The sequence below is a fragment of the Asticcacaulis sp. YBE204 genome (assembly GCF_000495855.1).
GTDB lineage: Bacteria > Pseudomonadota > Alphaproteobacteria > Caulobacterales > Caulobacteraceae > Asticcacaulis.
Genome location: NZ_AWGF01000001.1, coordinates 438,468 through 457,085 on the forward strand (window position 1 = coordinate 438,468; position 18,618 = coordinate 457,085).

The following is an 18,618-nucleotide window of genomic DNA, read 5'->3' on the forward strand; positions in this document are numbered from 1 at the left end:
CGCCTCGCTTTTTACGGTTCAAATTTCGCATGTCCAAGCCTTTGATTCTGAACGAAGATCGTTTGTTCGCATCCGATCCGGCCCAGCGCGCCGTCGCGCGTGAGCTTTACGCCCTCGTCAAGGCCTTCCCGATCCTGTCGCCGCACGGTCACACGGACCCGCAATGGTTCGCCGATAACGAAAACTTCGGCAATGCGACGGAACTGTTTCTCGCCCCGGACCACTATGCCTATCGGATGCTTTATTCGCAGGGCGTGGAAATGAACGCTGTCGGCGTCGGCTCCAAGGCTGGCCCGTCAACCGCCGATCCGCGCGTCGCGTGGAAGATTTTCGCCTCGAACCAGCACCTGTTCCGCGGCACGCCGACCTCGATGTGGATGAGCCACGTTTTTGGCGAGATCATGGGCTTCGATACGCGCCTTGATGAAACCACGGCGGATCATTATTACGACCGCATCGGCGAGCTTCTGGCGTCCGACGCCTATAAGCCGCGCGCCCTGTTCGAACGTTTCAATATCGAGCTTCTGGCGACGACGGAATCGCCGACCGATACGCTTGAGCACCACCAGAAGATCAAGGCCTCTGGCTGGAAAGGCCGCGTCGTCACGGCCTATCGCCCGGACCCGGTGATCGATGCCGAGCATGAGGACTTCCGCGACAAGCTGAAGGTCTTCGCCGACCTGTCGGGCGAGGACGTCTATAGCTGGACCGGTTACCTTAAGGCGCACCGCATCCGCCGCGATTTCTTCATGGAACTGGGCGCGACCTCGACCGACCACGGCCACCCGACGGCCCAGACCGCCAACCTGTCGACGGCGGAATCCGAGACCCTGTTCAACCGCATCATCAAGGGCGATTTCACCGCCGCCGATGCCGAGCTGTTCCGCGCCCAGATGCTGACCGAAATGGCGCGCATGAGTCTCGACGACGGCCTGACCATGCAGATCCACCCGGGTTCGTACCGTAACCACAACCAGAAGGTCTTCGAGACCTTCGGTCGCGACAAGGGCTGCGACATCCCGATGGCGACGGGTTACGTCAACGAACTCAAGCCGTTGCTCGATGCCTTCGGCAACGAAAAGAACCTGACGGTGATCGTGTTTACGCTGGACGAAACCAGCTATGCGCGCGAACTGGCCCCGCTGGCCGGTCACTATCCGATCCTCAAGCTCGGCCCCTCGTGGTGGTTCCACGATTCGCCGGAAGGCATGACGCGCTTCCGCGAACAGGTCACCGAAACGGCGGGCTTCTACAACACGGTCGGCTTCAACGACGATACCCGCGCCTTCCTGTCGATCCCGGCGCGCCATGACGTCGCCCGCCGCATCGACGCCAACTTCCTCGCACGTCTGGTCGTCGAGCATCGCCTCGATATCGAAGAGGCGGCGGAAACGATCAAGGACCTGACCTATAATCTGCCAAAGGCGGCTTATAAGCTTTAAGTCTAGGAAAAGACGAAGCGGCCGAAAGCCCTCTTCACCCCATATGTAACGAGCCCTGTCGTCACCGATCGGGCTCGTTTCGTTTCGAGGTGCAGGAGCGTTTTTTGTGCGCTACCGCTTCGCTGTTTGAGCGCGTCCTCCTGCAATTTTTCTTATTCTGCCGGCAATGCCGCAGGCAGTTTCTTCTTCTCCGCCCGCAATTGCCACCAGATGCCCGCGATCAGCAGTAGCAACAACACCCCGCGCACCGGGGCCAGTTCCGGGGCTTCCGGCGAGGGCGAGAAGGGTTTCCCGGCGGGCAGCCGCGTCAGGCCTTCGGTGGTGGTAAAGAACCAAAGGAAGAAATAGGTCACCGACAGGCTGATGATTTCGATGGTCCGGGCTTTGAAGCGCGTGAAGCTCAGATATTTGGCTCCGGCAGCGGCCAGCAATAGGACAATAAACAGGGCGCTGACGATGTGCGGGATGCCGGGACCGCCGTGATGAAAAATGGTGATGCCGGTGACGGCACCGATCAGGGCTGACCCAAAATAAATCTTCCCCAGTTCGGTTCTGAGGTCGATCGTGCCCTTGGTCACATAGAGATAGCCGCCGATAAACAGCGGTATGAAGCTTATGGCCGTATGAACGGCACCATAGAGCGTTATCGTGCTGGGCACGAAAGCGGCGATGGACATGAGAACCCCCTCAGATTGCAATCCTTTGGAAAAGATACAGCCAAACACCTGTTTTGGCAAACCGCGTTATTCGAGTGTCGGGGTAATGATTTTCTGGCCTTGTCGCGCTTTTCCCCCGTTAGGGCGTTGAAAATGACACCGGTTTCCTATACAGGTCGTTTAAATACAAAAAACAAAAACAGTGCGGGGAAACGTGGTTACAAACAGTGTAAAGCTGAGTGACGTCAAAAAGTCCTTCAATGGCCATGAGGTCATCAAGGGTGTGTCGCTCGAAGTGCAAAAAGGCGAGATGGTCGTCTTCGTCGGCCCGTCGGGCTGCGGCAAGTCGACCCTGCTGCGCCTGATCGCCGGGCTCGATACGCCGACCTCCGGTCAGATCGATATCGCGGGCAAGGACGTTACCTACGCCCATCCGTCGAAGCGCGGCGTGGCGATGGTGTTTCAGTCCTATGCCCTTTATCCGCATATGACGGTGGCCGACAATATCGCCTTTGCGCTCAAGATTCAGGGCCTGCCCAAGGCCGAGATCGACGCCAAGGTCCGCGATGTGGCCGAAGTCTTGCAACTGACGCACCTGCTCAAGCGCCGCCCCAAGGCCTTGTCCGGCGGACAGCGTCAGCGCGTCGCCATCGGCCGCGCCATAGTGCGCGAGCCCGACGTCTTCCTGTTCGACGAGCCCCTGTCCAATCTCGACGCATCGTTGCGTGGTCAGATGCGCGTCGAAATCGCGCGCCTGCATACCAAGCTCAACGCGACATCGGTTTACGTGACCCACGATCAGGTTGAGGCCATGACTTTGGCCGACAAGATCGTCGTGCTCAATGCCGGTCGTATCGAGCAGATCGGCGCGCCGATGGAGCTGTACCGCAAGCCCGCCAACCTGTTCGTCGCCGGGTTTATCGGTTCACCGCGCATGAATATACTGAGCACCAAGGTTCGCTCGGTGTCGGGCGAAGCCGTGACGCTCGACACACCGCAGGGCGTGCTGGCCATTCCGCGCACGGGTGCACAAGCCGCGACCGGCGCGGCGACCAGCCTCGGGATCCGTCCCGAAAACCTGCATGTGGTGGCAGCGGGCGAAGAGGGCCACCTGAGCGGCTATGTCATCCTGATCGAGCGTCTGGGCGGTGAAACCTTCGCCTATGTGACGCTGAAAGGCTTCGACGGCGAACCGATCATCCTCAAGCTGGACGGCGAAGCGCCGGTACATAACCATCAGGAAGTGCGGCTGACGATCGATCTGAACCGCGCGCACCTGTTCGATGAGGCCGGTCTGGCCGTCGGCGTGTCGCCCGACTTCGCGAGTGAGACAGACGGGTCTGGTCATGTACAATAACAAGCTGATCGGCAGTCTCTACGTCACCCCCTTCGTCATCGGTTTCCTGCTGTTTACGGCCTTTCCGTTCGTCGCGTCGTTTATCCTCAGCCTGACCGATGCGCGCTTGCAGGACCAGCTGGGCGCGGCGCAGTTCACAGGCCTCGCCAACTATACCGGCATGGTTTCGGATTCGACGTTTCAGAAATCGCTGGGTGTGACTTTCGCCTATGTCTTTATCACCGTGCCGCTGAAACTGGCCTTCGCGCTGTTCATCGCCGTGGTGCTGAACTTCAAGCTGCGCGGCATTGGCCTGTTCCGCACCGCCTTTTACCTGCCCTCGATCCTCGGCGGCAGCGTGGCCATCGCAGTGGTCTGGCGCTTCGTGTTTGCGGGTGACGGCCTGATCAATCAGGGGCTGGGCAGCCTCGGCATCGGCGGCGTCAACTGGCTGGGCGAGCCGACGACGGCCATGTTCTCCATCGTCCTCCTGCGCCTGTGGCAGTTCGGTTCGGCCATGGTCGTGTTCCTCGCCGGCCTGAAAGCCATCCCCGAAGACCTTTATGAGGCCGCCGACCTCGACGGTGCCTCACGGATGAAGCAGTTCTGGATGATTACCCTGCCGCTGCTGACGCCGGTCCTGTTCTTCAACTTCATCATGCAGATCGTGCAGGCCTTTCAGGAGTTCAACGGGCCGTACATCATCACCGCCGGGGGGCCGCTCAAGTCGAGCTATCTGTTGCCGCTGATGATCTACGAGGAAGCCTTCAAATATTTCAATCTCGGCTACTCCTCGGCCCTGTCCTGGGTGTTGTTCATCATCATCGCCATCTTTACCGCCGTGGCCTTCTGGTCGCAGAAACACTGGGTGTTCTACGCTCAGGACCGCGGCGACGACAAGGGAGGCCACTGATATGGTCACCGCGACAATAGACACCGGCTGGCGTAAACACCTGCCCGTCCTCAACGCCTTTTTGCGTTACGGCATTCTGATCCTCGTCGGCTTCGTGATGATCTATCCGCTGCTGTGGATGATCGGCGGGGCGTTCAAGAACAACGCCGAAATCTTCTCCTCGATCGGCTTCATCCCGAAGGAACCGACGACCGACGGCTTCGTCAACGGCTGGAAGACCTCGACCGAATATACGTTTGCGACCTACCTGCTCAATACGATGAAGATCGTCATCCCGAAGGTCATTGTCACCGTCATTTCCTCGGTCGTCGTCGCCTACGGCTTTGCGCGTTTCGCCATTCCGGGTCGCAAGTGGCTGTTCGCGCTCCTCATGGCGACCGTTCTGTTGCCGAAGTCCGTGCTGCTCATCCCGCAATATCTGATGTTCCGCGAATTCGGCTGGCTCGACACCTATCTGCCCCTCTACGCGCCGCAGGCCTTTGCGACCGAGGGCTTCTTCGTCTTCATGATCATCCAGTTCATGCGCACCCTACCGCTCGATATGGAAGAGGCGGCGGTGATGGATGGCTGCAATTCGTTTCAGGTCCTGACCCTGATCGTCTGCCCGGTCATCCTGCCGGCGATCATCTCGGTTGCCCTGTTCCAGTTCATGTGGTCGATGAACGACTTCCTCCAGCCGCTGATCTATCTGTCGTCGGTCGAGAAATACCCCGTGGCGCTGGCGCTCAAGATGTCGATCGACGTCACCGAAGCGACCTCGTGGAACGAGATCCTGGCTATGTCGACCATCGCGATTGCGCCGTCGCTGATTCTGTTCTTCGCGGCTCAGAAATACTTCGTCGAAGGTCTGACCTCCGGCGCGGTGAAGGGGTAGGGCGATGGACGCATACAGATTACATCGCCGGACCATGTTGCTGGGGGCGGCTGCCGCATTGACGGCGTGCGGTCAGACGTCCTCGCGGCCCGCAGGTACGAAAGAACTCCGCATGAGCTGGTGGGGCGGGTCGTCCGCCCACAAGGCGACGCTGGAGGCGCTCAAGCGCTTCGAGAAACGCCACGGCATCCGCGTGCGCGCCGAATATACCGGGTTCGCCGGGCATCTTGAGCGCCTGACGACGCAGATTTCCGGCCGCACCGCGCCCGACGTCATGCAGATCAACTGGTTCTGGCAGACCCTGTTTTCGCCCGACGGCACCGGCTTCCTCGATCTCAATCAGCACCGCGACAAGATCGATCTCAGTCAGTTCGATGCGCGCAGCCTGAACATGGGCACGACCAAGGGGCACCTGAACGCCATCCCGGTGTCGAATGCCGCGCGGCTGGTCTATCTCAACCAGACGACCTACGACAAGGCGGGCCTGTCCCTGCCGTCGTCGTGGGACGAGCTGTTCGCGCGCGGGCCGCAGTTCAAACAAAAACTCGGTGACGGCTATTATCCCATCGACGGCCTGTTTCTGGAATTCATCGGGCTGGCTCGGACCTATGTGGTGCAGGGGACCGGCAAGCCGCTGATCAGTGCTGAGACCAAATCGCTCAACTGCTCGCGGCAGGACATGCACGACTTCGCCGGGCTTTATGCCCGGATGACGCGCGACCACGTCTGGCCGAGCGCGCAGGTCCGCGCCTCCTATGGTAATGTTGCCCAGCAGGAAATGCGTCCGTGGATCAACGGACAGTTTGCCGGGACCTTCATGTGGAACTCGACCATCGAGAAATACAGCGACACTTTGGCCGGGAACCAGAAAATCGCGCTGGCGCCCTATCCGTTGCGCGAAGGTGCCAAGGACTCCGGCATGATGTTCCGCCCGTCGATGATGTTCGCCGCCAATGCGACGACGGCCCACCCGGACGAAGCGGTGATGCTGATCGACTTCCTGCTCAACGACCCCGACGGGGTGCGGGCGATGGAGCTGAAACGTGGGGTGCCGGTGTCGAAAACCGCCCGGAAATTGCTTAATGACGAAGGCCTGATCAGTCCGCTGCAACAGGCCAGCGAGGCGCAACTGGCCTCGGCGCAAATCAATGTGCTGGAAAGCCCCTATTTCGAGCATCCCCGCGTCCGCGACGGTTTTCAGGACATCCTCGAAGCGCTAGGCTATGGCCGGATTTCGGAACAGCAGGCGGGCGACCGCCTGTTCGACGATATCAATGCCATACTCCACCGCGTCGTGAGATAAATGGGTGAACTGAAACTCATCGCCGACCTGCCGACCGCGCTTACCTTCGAGGTGGACGACGGCAGCATCTACCGCGCCGATACCATGCGTCAGGTCGTGGTCGATGGCACGGTGCGATTAGAGACGGATCTGAATGTCTTCACCCTGCGCAATCTTAGGCCCGATACGGTCTATCGTGTGTCGGTCGGTGATCTGAGCGTCGCCGCGCGCACCACGGCGTTAAAGGCAGTGGTCGATCCGCGCGCCTTCGGGGCCAAGGGCGACGGCGTCACCGACGATAGTCGGGCCTTGCAGGCGGCGATCTCGGCCTGTCCGCGTGACGGGCTGGTGCGTTTGTCCGAGGGCGATTACCTGACCGCGCCACTGTTCCTGAAAAGCGATATGGCGCTGGAAATCACCGCAGGCGCCCGCCTGATGGGGCATCGCGATATAACCCAATGGCCCGTCCTGCCGGGGGTGCTGTACGACACCGACGGTCGTGAGAAAACCTATCTCGGTTCGTGGGAAGGCGAGGCCGACGATTGCCACGCCGCACTCATCAATCTCTTGTCGGTCAGCAATGTCCAGATCTACGGCGAAGGTGAAATCGACGGTCAAGCCGGGTTCGATACCTGGTGGTCGAAGCCTAAGGAACGCTTCATCGGCTGGCGGCCCCGGCTGATCTATGCGGTCGATTGCGAGCATGTGTTGATCGAAGGCGTGACCCTGAACAACAGCCCGTCGTGGACCCTGCACCCGCTCGCCTCGCGCTGGCTGACTTTCACCAATCTGAAAATCAAGGCGCCCGCTGATAGCCCCAATACCGACGGGCTGAACCCCGAAAGCTGCACCGACGTGACCATCTGCGGGGTGCATTTCACGGTCGGTGATGACTGCATCGCCTTGAAATCCGGCAAGCTATCCATGGCGCAGCGTGTGGTGCGCCCGACGCGGCGGGTGCGCATTTCCAATTGCTGGATGCAGGACGGGCATGGGGCCGTCGTCATTGGCTCGGAAATGGCCTGCGGTGTCTATGACGTCTGGGTACAGAACTGTCTGTTTACCGGTACGGATCGCGGCATCCGCCTGAAGACCCGGCGCGGACGCGGCAAGGATGCGGTCGGGCGAAATCTGAATTTTGCCAATATCCATATGCAGGATGTCGGCACGGCCTTCGTGATCAATAGCTTCTACTGGTGCGATCCAGACGGCAAGACCGACTATATCGCCGACCGTAACGCTTGCCCGGTCGATGACGGTACGCCCAGCCTCGGCGGATTGTCGTTGCGCAATATCACCGCTGAGGGGGTACGCCACGCGGCGGTCTATGCGCTGGGTCTGCCGGAACAGCCCATCGACGGGCTGACCATCGAAAATTTCCGCATTCGCTATAACCTCGACGCCCAACCCGGCGAACCCGACATGGCGGCGACCATCCCGCTGGTAGTCCGTCTGGGCGTCTATATTTCCGCTGCTAAAAATGTTCGCCTGACCGGCCTCGATATCGAGGGTCAGGACGGCGAACCGATCATTCTGGAAAACGTCACATGCTAGATGTCAGCCACTCTATCCCCGTCGATGTCGCCGCAGCGACGGTTCAGCGCCCGTTCGATTTGTCGGCGGACACAACACGCCGTCTGGCACCATTCGGCGCGCAGGTGCCCGCGTTCCTGAACGGCTATTTCCGTAGCTGGACGCCCTATCGCCCCCACTGGAACTATGAGGATGGTGTCATCTGGAAAGGCGCGCTCGACCTCTATCTGGTCACCCGCGACCCGGCGCTGCTCGATTATGTGCTTCAGGAGATGGAAAGCCGCATCCTGCCCGACGGTTCGATGCCGACCTTCTTGCCCAAGGAATACAATATTGACCACGTCAATGGCGGCAAGATTCTGTTCCCGCTTTACGCCATCACCGGCGATGAACGCTTCCGCAAGGCGATGGACGTCCAGTATGCGCAGTTGAAGGACCATCCGCGCACCCGATCCGGCAATTACTGGCACAAGCAGATCTATCCGCATCAGGTCTGGCTCGACGGCCTGTTCATGGCCCAGCCGTTTCAGGCGTCCTATGCCCGGATGACTGGCAACGAAGTCCTGTTCGCCGACACGGTAGCGCAGTTCAGCAGCGTCGATCGCCTGCTGAAAAAGGACAATGGCCTCTATTTCCACGGTTGGGACGAGAGCCGTGCCGAACGGTGGGCCGATAAACAGACCGGTCTGTCTCAAAACGTCTGGGGGCGTTCGATGGGCTGGTGGGTCGGGGCCCTGGTCGATGTCTATGAAGCCTCGGAAGGCTTCAGCGAGCATCTGCGCGACGAAATTGCCCGCATCACGCGCGACACCCTTAACGCGCTGCTGAAATTCCGCTCGGAAAATGGCCTGTGGTATCAGGTCGTCGATCAGGGCGACCGCGAAGGTAATTATGAGGAAGCCTCGGCTTCGGCCATGGTGGCCTACGGCCTGATGAAGGCCGCCCGCATGGGCATCATGGGCAAGGATGTTAGCGATACCGGAATCGCATCGCTGCATGCGGTTTGTGATCGCTTTGTCACGCCGGGTGCGCTAAATGGCATTTGCGGCGTCGCCGGTCTCGGCAATGTGCCTTACCGCGACGGCTCCTACGAATATTATCTGTCGGAAAAAATTACGCCGAACGACCCCAAGGGTGTGGGCGCGCTGATGTGGGCGCTGTCCGAAGGGGTTCGGGCCAAGGAGACCTTATGAGCACTCAGGATATCGCCAACCGTTTCGTTTCCGCCCGTCGCGCCGCAACCGCGCTCAAGGATTATCCCGGTGATATTCCGGCGGCCCTGACCGAGTCCTATGCGATTCAGGAAGCCGCCATCGGTCTGTGGAACCGTCCGGTCGTCGGCTGGAAGATCGGCCGTCTGGCCCCGGAACGTCAGGCCGAACACGGCACCGAGCGTCTGGCCGGGCCGGTGTTCGACACCCTGTTCAAGCCCGCCGCCGGTGAGGTCGAAATCCCCGTCTTCACCGACGGTTTCGCCGCTGTCGAGGCCGAGTTCGTCTTCCGCATCGGTAAGGACGCCGAACCGGGCAAGACCGAATACAGCGAAGTCGAGGCGCTGGGCCTGATCGACGCCCTGTTTGCCGGGGTCGAGATGGCCGGTTCGCCGCTGCCGACGATCAACAAGCTGGGGCCGACGGTGGTCGCGTCGGACTTCGGGAATAATTTCGGTTTGATTCTCGGTCTGCAACTGGCGGCCTATGATGAGAACAGCACGGTGGCCGACCTCGATGAGGCGACCGTCAAGGGCTATAAGGCCACGACCGAAATCGACGGCGTCGTTGTCGGCGAGGGCGGCCTGTTCACCATGCCGGGCGGCCCGCTGAAGGCCATCGCCTGGCTGGCCGGGCATCTGGCGGCGCGCGGTCGTCCGCTCAAGGCTGGTCAACTGATTTCATCGGGGGCCACGACCGGCATCCACGATATCGTCGCGGGTCAGGTCTCGAAGGTGACCTATTCCGGTCCGCATCACGACGACTACAGCATCGATCTGAAAACGGTCGAACTGACCTCGGACAAATCCGAACTGGTCTAGGCTCTAAAAATACCGCAATGGCGCCGTCCCTGAATCAGGGGCGGCGTTTTTTTGTTTCAGAATTTATTAAGTCTGATGCGGCAACATTCCGACATTCGTGTCGAAAAGAGGGTCATTCAGGATAAAAATATGGCAGATATGTCACCCTTCACATCTTGTTGTGACGAATGTCTTGTTTTTTTTGCGGAGATATGTCTTTCTTTCGGCGATTGACACCGGTTACCAAAGAATTTTTGACACCGGTGTCAGCAAATTAATATCAAAAGCCCGATAACGGGTGTCACAGTACCAGATCGCTTACCGCATAAAAAACAGCGGAGGTGTCTGGTGTAACGGGGAGTTAAATTTATGAAGTCGAAGCCTATCCACACCCGAAATGCGTCCAAAATCGCGCATTACGGCGTCTCTCTGCTGGCGCTGATGAGCGTCGGTGCCGTCGCGCCGGCCTTTGCGCAGGACGCCGCGCCAGCCGAGCCCGAAGAAACGGTCGTCGTCGTCACCGGTTTCCGTAACTCGCTACAAAGCTCGATCAGCGAAAAGCGCAAGTCGAACGACATCGTCGACGTCATCAAGTCCGACGATATCGCGCAGTTTCCTGACCTGAACCTCGCCGAATCGCTGCAACGCGTGCCGGGCGTGGCGATCGACCGCGATGGTGGCGAAGGCCGCACGATTACCGTGCGTGGTCTCAATTCCGAATTCACCCGCGTGCGTCTGAACGAACTTGAAGCTCTGGCGACCGCCGGCGGCAAGGACGTGTCGGGCGGCGCCAACCGCGGCCGCGGTTTCGACTTCAACGTCTTCGCGGCGGAACTGTTCAACTCTCTGACCGTGCGCAAGTCGCTGTCGGCGGAAATCGAAGAAGGTTCGCTGGGCGCCACCGTCGATCTGCGTACCGCGCGTCCGTTCGATTATAAGGGTTTCACGCTCGCCGGTTCGGGGCAGCTGGGCTATAACGACCTGTCCAAGGACACGTCGCCACGCGGCACGTTCCTGATCTCCAACCGCTGGGCGGACGGTCGCCTGGGGGCGCTGCTGTCGGTCGCCTATGGCGAGCGCATGGCCAACGAAGAGGGCTCGAACACCACGCGTTTCGAAAACGCCTATTCACCGTCGAACGTCGGTCGTTTCGAGCGCTATTCCACCGATGGCGGCACGACCTGGAACGCCATCGCTGCCTGTACCAATGCCAATGCGGCCTGTAACACGACCGAAACTCACGCGACGAACCCGACCCTGACGGGCGAAGCGCAAAAGATCAGCCGTGCCTTGCACCCGCGTATCCCGCGCTATTCGCGTCTGATTCAGGACCAGAAGCGCCTCGGCGTCACCGGTTCGTTCCAGATGCGTCCGTTCGAAGGCACGCTGGTGACGCTCGACGCCATGTACGCCACCTTCCAGTCGAATCGTCAGGAATACGAAATCGAAGCCATTTCGTTCAGCCGCAACGGTCAGGGCCTGCCCAAAACCGACGTCTACAACTACACGATCGACGACACCGGCACGCTCATCAAGGGCACGTTCAACGATGTCGACGTGCGGGCCGAGCAGCGTTTCGACGAACTGAAAACCACCTTCAGCCAGTTGAACCTGACCTGGGAGCAGGACATCGGTGAAAAGCTGAAGATGAAGGTTCTGGTCGGCGCGTCCAACTCGCTTCAGGACAATCCGGAACAGACGACCTTCACCTTCGACGCCTATGACGTGCAGGGCTATTCCTACGACTTCACGAACAAGAACGCGCCGGTCTTCAACTATGGCACCAAGAACGGCTGTACGCCGGACAAGGCCTGTTACTGGTCCTATACGCCGAACACCACCGCGACGACTCCGGCCGCCAGCGCGGCACTCGGCGACGCGTCGTTGATCCGCATTCGTCCGCAAAGCGTCGAGAACAAGTTCGCGACGACCAAGATCGATTTCAAATACGATTTCAACGACACCTTCACGGTGAAGTTCGGCGCGTCGACCAAGAGCTACGACTTCGAATCCGTCGAATGGGGCCGCTACACCGCCAGCACCAATACGCGTGACGAAGCCGCGCACAAGGCCGCGACCGGCGTCAGCTATTCGGCGGGTCTGGTTGACGCCATTCAGGCCGATCTCGGCAAATATTCGCAGAGCGTGTCGGTGGCGGGCAATACCTTCCTGATCCCGAACCTCGACCTGATCCGTTCGACCTTCGGCTACGATTGCCGCTGCGTGAACCAGTACGGCACCTTCACCATCAATACGGTCAATTCGTCGTCGCGCGCCAATAACCGCGACGCGCACGAAAAGGACGATACGGCCTATATCCAGCTCGATTTCAGCACGGACCTCGGCACCATACCGTTCCGCGGCAATATCGGGGTGCGCAAGGCCGATACGCAACAACGCGTCTCCGGCTATGTCGGCAAGGGCACGACGCCGATCCTGACGACCATCGAACGCAGCTATTCCGATACCCTGCCGGCGATGAACCTGACGCTTGAACCGTTCGAAAATATCTATGTCCGGTTCGCGGCGGCCAAAACGATGGCACGTCCGACCCTGGCCAGCCTGTCGCCCGGCGGTACGATCACCACCGCCAGCCAGACCCTCAGCGTCGGCAATCCGTACCTCGATCCGGTACGCGCCAATACGATGGATCTGAGCTTCGAATGGTATCCGAACAAGGACTCGCTGCTCACGATCGGCTTCTTCAAGAAGGACATCAAGAGCTACATCCAGTCCTTCACGCGCGTCGTTCCGTTCTCGGAAACCGGCTTCGATATCAGCCTGCTTGACGGTACCGGCCAGGTCGCCTCGACGCCCTATACGGTGACCCAGCCCGTCAACACGCCGGGCGGCGAACTGAAAGGCTTTGAAATCTCCTTCCAGACGCCGTTCACCTTCCTGCCGGGCTTCCTGCGCTATACGGGTGGTGTGTTCAACTACACCCACGTCGAATCGAAGATCAACTACAACACCTCGACGACGACGACCGCCGTTTACCGCGAGGAAAACCTGCTCGGTCTGTCGCCTGAGTCCTACAACGTCACCTTCTACTACGAAGACGGCAAGCTGTCGGGCCGCGTCGCGTCGTCCTACCGCGAAGGCTACCTCGTCATGCTGGCGCCGGGGTCCGGAGCCGACTTCTCTGGCAAGAACGAGACCTTCAACGTCGACGCTCAGATCACCTACAAGCTCAACAAGCACATCACGCTGGTGGGTGAAGGCATCAACCTGACCGACGAATACGACGACCGCTACGTCGCCTACAATACGGCCCAGGGCAATGTCGTCGGCGATCTGCCGCTCGACTACTCGCATCCGGGTCGTCAGTACTATCTGGGCTTCCGCTACAAGTACTGATCTTCTCCTGCCTGCAAACCAAACTTGAGGCGTCGCATGTGCGGCGCCTCTTTTTTATGAAGGTTTGCCCGCTTAAAAAGGGTTCCCCTTTTGGGGATAAGGCTTTAAAGCCTGACACAAAGATATCCAACGGAAGCCGCTTATGTCCTCGACGCCCCAAGCCTTTACCTGTTTCGGCGAACTGCTGATCCGTCTGTCGACTTCGGGTCGCGATCCGCTCTATAGCCTGCCGGAACTGACGCCCTTCGTCGGCGGGGCGGAGGCCAATGTGGCGGTGGGTCTGGCGCGTCTGGGTCACGCCACGCGCGTCATCAGCGTCATTCCCGACAACGATCTGGGCCACGCCGCCGCCGGGCAACTGCGCTTCTGGGGGGTCGATGCCAGCCGCGTCACCACCGCACCCGGCCGTATGGGGCTCTATTTCCTGACCACCGGCGGCATCCATCGCCCGTCGGACATCCTTTACGATCGCGCCGGTTCGGCCTTTGCCGAGGCCGATTTCGCGTCGTTCGACTGGGCCAATCTGCTGGCCGGTTCGGCGTGGCTGCACGTGTCGGGCGTCACGGCGGCGCTGGGACTGAACGCCTTCAATGGCGCGCTGAAGGCCATGCAGGTCGCCCGCACGCTGGGGATCAAGGTCTCGTTCGACTGCAACTACCGTCCGAAGCTGTGGGAAGCCTGGGGCGGCGACGCCCGGTCGCTGATCCCGCAACTGATGGCGCAGGCCGACCTGATCTTCGGCGGCTACCGCGATATCGAGCTGGTCTTCCAGACGGTCTTTGACGGCGAACCGGGCAGCGAGGCGCGCAACCGCGCCGCTGCCGACCACGCCTTTGCCGCCTTCCCGGACTTGCAGCGCCTGATTTCCACGCGCCGCGAACAGGTCAATGTCGATCATAACCGTCTGGCCGGTCTGATGTATACCCGCAGCGAGTCGCTGGAGACGAAGTGCTACGACATCGCGCGCATTATCGACCGGATCGGCGGCGGCGACGCCTTCGCGGCGGGCGTTCTGCACGGCATCCTCAGCGGCAAAACCGATCAGGAAGCGCTTGATCTCGGTATCGCGGGCGGCTGCCTGAAGCACGCCATGCCGGGCGACTTCGCACTGGCGACCGTGGCCGACCTCGAAGCGTTCCTCAGCGAAGACGGCTTCGACGTTAAGCGCTAAGCGCTTTTACGCGCGTCGGCTTCCACCGCCGTGACCCGCGACACCAGCGTATCGATCAGCAGGTCCGGATCGATCGGCTTGGTCAGGAAGTCGTAGACGCCGACGGCTTCCCACGCCTTTTTATGCCCGTCCAGCGCATTGGCGGTGAGGGCGATGATAGGCGTCTGCTGATTGGGTCCGGCTTCGGCGCGGATGGCGGCGGTGGCGTCTATGCCGCCCATGACCGGCATCTGCATGTCCATCAGGATCGCATCGAAGGTCTCGACTCGTGCCGCCTCGACGGCTTCGGCCCCGTTCACGGCCATGACCGCGTCAAAACCGGCGGGCTTGATGAACAACGAGACGATGCGGCGATTGACCTCGTGGTCATCGACGATCAGGACGCGACGGGCGCGCGGGGCTTCGATGGGGGACGCGGACATGGGGACTTCCTCGACGGGTGCGGTGTGGACCGGCAGATAGGGCAGGCTGAGCGTAAAGGCCGAGCCGACATGGGGGATGGAGACCATTTCGATATCGCCGCCCATCAGGCGGGCCAGTTGGCGTGAAATGGGCAGGCCGAGACCGGTGCCGCCATAGCGGCGGGTCGTGGCGGTTTCGGCCTGTTCGAAACTGGAAAAGATGCGATCCTTGAGCGCGGGCGGAATGCCGATACCCTGATCGGCGACCTCGAAACAGATAATGCCGTCGTGCTGGGCCAGGGTCAGACGGATCGTACCCTGAGCGGTGAATTTAACGGCATTGGACAACAGGTTGAACAGGATCTGACGCAGGCGCAGGGCGTCGGCCTGAATGTGCCGTGACAGGCCGGTGGCGATATGCACCTCTAAACGCAAACCCTTCTGTTCGATCTGGGGCCGCCACAGACGCGCCATCCCCTCGATCAGGTCGGGCAGGTCGAGCGCCGTATAGTCGAGCGTCATCTTGCCGGCCTCGATCTTCGAGATATCGAGCACGTCGTTGACAAGGGCCAGCAGCAGGTCGCTGGCCTCAGTAAGCATGGTGACGTGTTCGGTCTGTTCCGGCGTCAGCTCGGTGCGCTTTAGCAGGTGCGCGGCGGACACCACCGCATTCATCGGGGTACGGATTTCGTGGGTCATGACGGCGAGGAAGTTCGATTTCGCGGCACTGGCCTGTTCGGCGGTATTGCGCGCTTCGGTGACCTCGATCATGGCCTGACGCGATTGCCGCACGGCCAGCGCCAGATTGGTCAGAAACACCAGCGTGCCGATATTCAGGGTCAGCAGCATCAGGGCCTGCGGCCCTTCGGTCAGGGCGCTGAAGGTAGGTAAAAACAACAGATAGGCGGCGTGCGGGCCGACGGCGGCATAAAGAAACCGCCGCTTCTGGTTCATCTGCAAACTGACGTGCAGGAGCGCACCGGAAATGGCGACAATGGCAAACAGGCGCCCGACCATGCCGCCCAGGAACCATGTATAGGCGGCCATGCTGGAAAAGACGATGACGCTGAACACGACCGAGGCGATCAGGATGATTTCCTGCCGCCGGTCGGGCTGTTCGTTGCGTTTCAGGGCCTTGCCGAAGAGGTGTTTATCGATGACCTGCGACACGGTATAGACCAGCAGCCACAGGGCGGGCCATACGCTCCAATGCAGCAGCAGGGCCGTGCCGCAGACAAAGGCGGCCAGCACGAGGCGTTCGGTAATGCCACGGACGCGGGCCGCGGCGATGTCTTGAAAGCCGTTCATGCGGTCGAGTGTAGCGCAAAAAACTTAAGAGACGGTTGGGACGTCAGTGGTTAAATGCGCTCCCTCCTCCCTACGAAGTGGGGAGGTGGCAGCGAGCGTAGCGAAGCTGACGGAGGGGGATGACTCCGAAATCCCAGCCCATTGAACGGCTTGGCGTTATACCCCTCCGCCTCAACGCTTCGCGCTTCGGCACCTCCCCACGCAAGCGTAGGGAGGAGGGAGGAAGATGAGATGATAGTTTTCAAACCATCTTCTGTTACTTCACGATACCGTCCACCGTTGAACGCGTGACCTCGTGATAGAGCGGTCGCGCCGTCGCATAGACGCGCTTGGCCATATCGACGCCCCAGCCCGGTTGCGCCATCAGGTCTTCGTAAAGCGGTTTGACGAACTTGCGCCGACCTTGCGAGGTCAGGAAGGCTTCGAGCGGCTGCATGGCCGGTTCGTAATGGTGCGCAATGGCGATTTTCAGCCAGTCGAACAGGATTTCCGAATTGTGCGTCGTGGTGAAGCCGAAGGTCGCGTCGAGATCTTTCAACTGCGCCTCGGTCAGGTCCTGCGGCAGTTCCTCAAGGAAGCGCTGCCATTCCTGCGTCACCCATTCGCCGGTCTGCAAATCCTTGGCCGGCGTACCGCTCTTGAAGGCCTCCACCTGGGCATCGACCTTGGCAAAGGCGTCCGACACCGGCTTGACGGCGTTCGACGGCAGGCCCGGCTTATATAGCCACTCATTCAGTTTCAGGCGGTCTTCGATGCCGACCTCGCCCTTGAACAGGTTCTCGCGCATGTCGGCGACGAAGCCTTCCGTCGTCATGCCCTTGAAGGCGTAGCGCTGGAAATAGCCCTTGAGATAGGCGTCGAAGCGTTTGCGGCCGAAGGTCTGTTCCAGCAGACGCAGGAAAGCGGCGCCCTTCTCATAAGGCACGTCCGAGAACCCGTCGTCCGGATCGCGGTTCTTGAGGTCGGTGTGCAGTTGTTGCAGGCCCGGTTCCTTGATCGACGCCAGTTCGCCTTCGAGGCTCGAATAGCCGAGGCTTTGCAGCATCAGGGCGCGGTCCTTGCCATAGACCTCTTCCATGATGCGGTTTTCGAAATAGGTGGTGAAGCCTTCGTTGAGCCAGAAATCGTCCCAGGTCGCGTTGGTGACGAGGTTGCCCGACCACGAATGGGCCAGTTCGTGCGCGATCAGCGAGACCAGCGACTTGTCACCCGCCAGAATGGTCGGGGTGGCGAAGGTCAGGCGCGGGTTTTCCATGCCGCCGAACGGGAAGGACGGCGGCAGGACCAGCACGTCGTAGCGGCCCCAGCGATAGGGGCCGTAGATTTTTTCGGCGGCACTGACGAACTTTTCGAGGTCTTCCAGTTCGGCGGCGGAACGTTCGACCATGGCGCGTTCGGCATAGACGCCGGTACGTTTGCCCGTCGAACGGAAGTCGATATCGCCGATGGCCAGCGCGATCAGATAGGGCGGGATCGCCGCGTCCATCTTGAAGCGATAGGCCTTGAGGGCGGGCTGACCATCGACTGCCTCACCCTTGGGGGTGAGCATTTCGGCGCTCATCACCGCGGTCAGTTCCTTCGGCACCAGAATGGTCGCCGTATAGGTCTGGCGCACGGCGGGGGAGTCCTGCGTCGGAATCCAGCTACGCGTCAGAATCGACTGACCCTGCGAGAACAGGAACGGGTGAACCTTGCCCTCGGTTTGCGACGGGCTGAGCCATTGCAGGGCGGTTGTCTTGTCGGTTGTCTGATAATGGACCACGACCTTTTGTGCGCCTTGCGGCAGTTCGATGGTCAGGGGGCTGCCGAAGATGGGATGAGCCTTGCCGACCGTATATTTCAGTGCCGCGCCCGACGCGTCGGTGACGCCCTGAATGTCCAGCGCCTTGATGTCGAGTATGACCTGTTTGGCGGCGGGATCGGTCTCCAGCGTCAGGGCGGCCGTGCCTTTCAGCACCTTGGCCTTGAAGTCGGCGGTCAGGTTGAGATCGACGTGGCGGACGCGGGCGACGTTCGGCTGGGCGTAGGAATGGACGTCGGCGGCATTGCGCACCAGAGTCAGGACTTCGGAATTTTCAGCGGCGGGTTCGACCGCTTTCGGCTGACAGGCCATCAGCGTCAGGCCCCCGGCCAGCGCCGTTGCAAGTCCGAGTGCAGCCCATATACGGCGCGGCCAAATGACCGACTGGCCCAAAACTTTCATGACTGTCCCCATCACGCCCGCCGAAATGTTTCCCGACCGGAAGAAATCTGATTAAACTGAATATTAGCTACATTCACAATCGTTAAAATGCAACCGGATGCACGCAAAAGGGGCCGCCGTTTCCGGCAGCC

13 protein-coding genes are annotated in these 18,618 nt (G+C 60.5%); 10 read left to right on the plus strand and 3 right to left on the minus strand.

Translation table 11 applies throughout. The features are described from left to right. Positions 1-29 precede the first annotated feature (29 nt). Positions 30-1,442 carry a glucuronate isomerase gene (gene uxaC / locus AEYBE204_RS22945; RefSeq protein ID WP_023460719.1) on the plus strand — a complete coding sequence of 471 codons (1,413 nt, stop codon included), beginning with the start codon at positions 30-32 and terminating at the stop codon, positions 1,440-1,442. Between the two features lie 152 nt (positions 1,443-1,594). On the opposite strand, the gene AEYBE204_RS0119765 is transcribed toward uxaC, so the two are convergent. Next, positions 1,595-2,119 (minus strand): hypothetical protein, encoded by a 525-nt coding sequence (locus AEYBE204_RS0119765; protein WP_023460720.1) that lies wholly within the window; start codon positions 2,117-2,119, stop codon positions 1,595-1,597. Between the two features lie 193 nt (positions 2,120-2,312). Here AEYBE204_RS0119765 and AEYBE204_RS22950 point away from each other — a divergent pair, with 193 nt between their 5' ends. The 9 genes from AEYBE204_RS22950 (at position 2,313) to AEYBE204_RS22990 (ending at position 14,575) form a co-directional block, all read left to right on the plus strand. Further along, on the plus strand, positions 2,313-3,455 hold the full coding sequence (locus AEYBE204_RS22950) for an ABC transporter ATP-binding protein (protein ID WP_023460721.1): 1,143 nt from the start codon (positions 2,313-2,315) through the stop codon (positions 3,453-3,455). After that, the gene (locus tag AEYBE204_RS22955; RefSeq protein ID WP_023460722.1) at positions 3,445-4,347 is read left to right on the plus strand and encodes a carbohydrate ABC transporter permease; all 903 of its coding nucleotides are present in this window, start codon (positions 3,445-3,447) and stop codon (positions 4,345-4,347) included. Before AEYBE204_RS22950 ends, AEYBE204_RS22955 begins: the two co-directional genes overlap by 11 nt. 1 nt (position 4,348) lies before the next feature. After that, the gene (locus AEYBE204_RS22960) at positions 4,349-5,221 is read left to right on the plus strand and encodes a carbohydrate ABC transporter permease (RefSeq protein WP_023460723.1); all 873 of its coding nucleotides are present in this window, start codon (positions 4,349-4,351) and stop codon (positions 5,219-5,221) included. Positions 5,222-5,225: 4 nt separating this feature from the next. Beyond that, positions 5,226-6,524 (plus strand): ABC transporter substrate-binding protein, encoded by a 1,299-nt coding sequence (locus AEYBE204_RS22965; RefSeq protein ID WP_035441426.1) that lies wholly within the window; start codon positions 5,226-5,228, stop codon positions 6,522-6,524. Beyond that, positions 6,525-8,057, plus strand: coding sequence for a glycoside hydrolase family 28 protein (locus AEYBE204_RS22970; RefSeq protein WP_023460725.1), 1,533 nt, complete (start codon positions 6,525-6,527; stop codon positions 8,055-8,057). Further along, a complete protein-coding gene (locus tag AEYBE204_RS22975; protein WP_023460726.1) occupies positions 8,051-9,229 on the plus strand; it encodes a glycoside hydrolase family 105 protein in 1,179 nt (392 codons plus the stop codon). The genes AEYBE204_RS22970 and AEYBE204_RS22975 overlap by 7 nt, the downstream gene beginning before the upstream one ends. After that, entirely contained in the window at positions 9,226-10,068 is an 843-nt protein-coding gene (locus tag AEYBE204_RS22980) for a 2-keto-4-pentenoate hydratase (RefSeq protein ID WP_023460727.1), read from the plus strand. The genes AEYBE204_RS22975 and AEYBE204_RS22980 overlap by 4 nt, the downstream gene beginning before the upstream one ends. 348 nt (positions 10,069-10,416) lie before the next feature. After that, positions 10,417-13,404, plus strand: coding sequence for a TonB-dependent receptor (locus AEYBE204_RS22985; protein WP_023460728.1), 2,988 nt, complete (start codon positions 10,417-10,419; stop codon positions 13,402-13,404). A gap of 142 nt (positions 13,405-13,546) precedes the next feature. Further along, entirely contained in the window at positions 13,547-14,575 is a 1,029-nt protein-coding gene (locus tag AEYBE204_RS22990) for a sugar kinase (RefSeq protein ID WP_023460729.1), read from the plus strand. On the opposite strand, the gene AEYBE204_RS0119770 is transcribed toward AEYBE204_RS22990, so the two are convergent. Next, positions 14,572-16,284 carry an ATP-binding protein gene (locus AEYBE204_RS0119770; RefSeq protein ID WP_023460730.1) on the minus strand — a complete coding sequence of 571 codons (1,713 nt, stop codon included), beginning with the start codon at positions 16,282-16,284 and terminating at the stop codon, positions 14,572-14,574. The two genes, AEYBE204_RS22990 and AEYBE204_RS0119770, sit on opposite strands and share 4 nt — an antisense overlap. 256 nt (positions 16,285-16,540) lie before the next feature. Beyond that, positions 16,541-18,487, minus strand: coding sequence for a M1 family metallopeptidase (locus tag AEYBE204_RS22995; protein ID WP_023460731.1), 1,947 nt, complete (start codon positions 18,485-18,487; stop codon positions 16,541-16,543). Positions 18,488-18,618 lie beyond the last annotated feature (131 nt).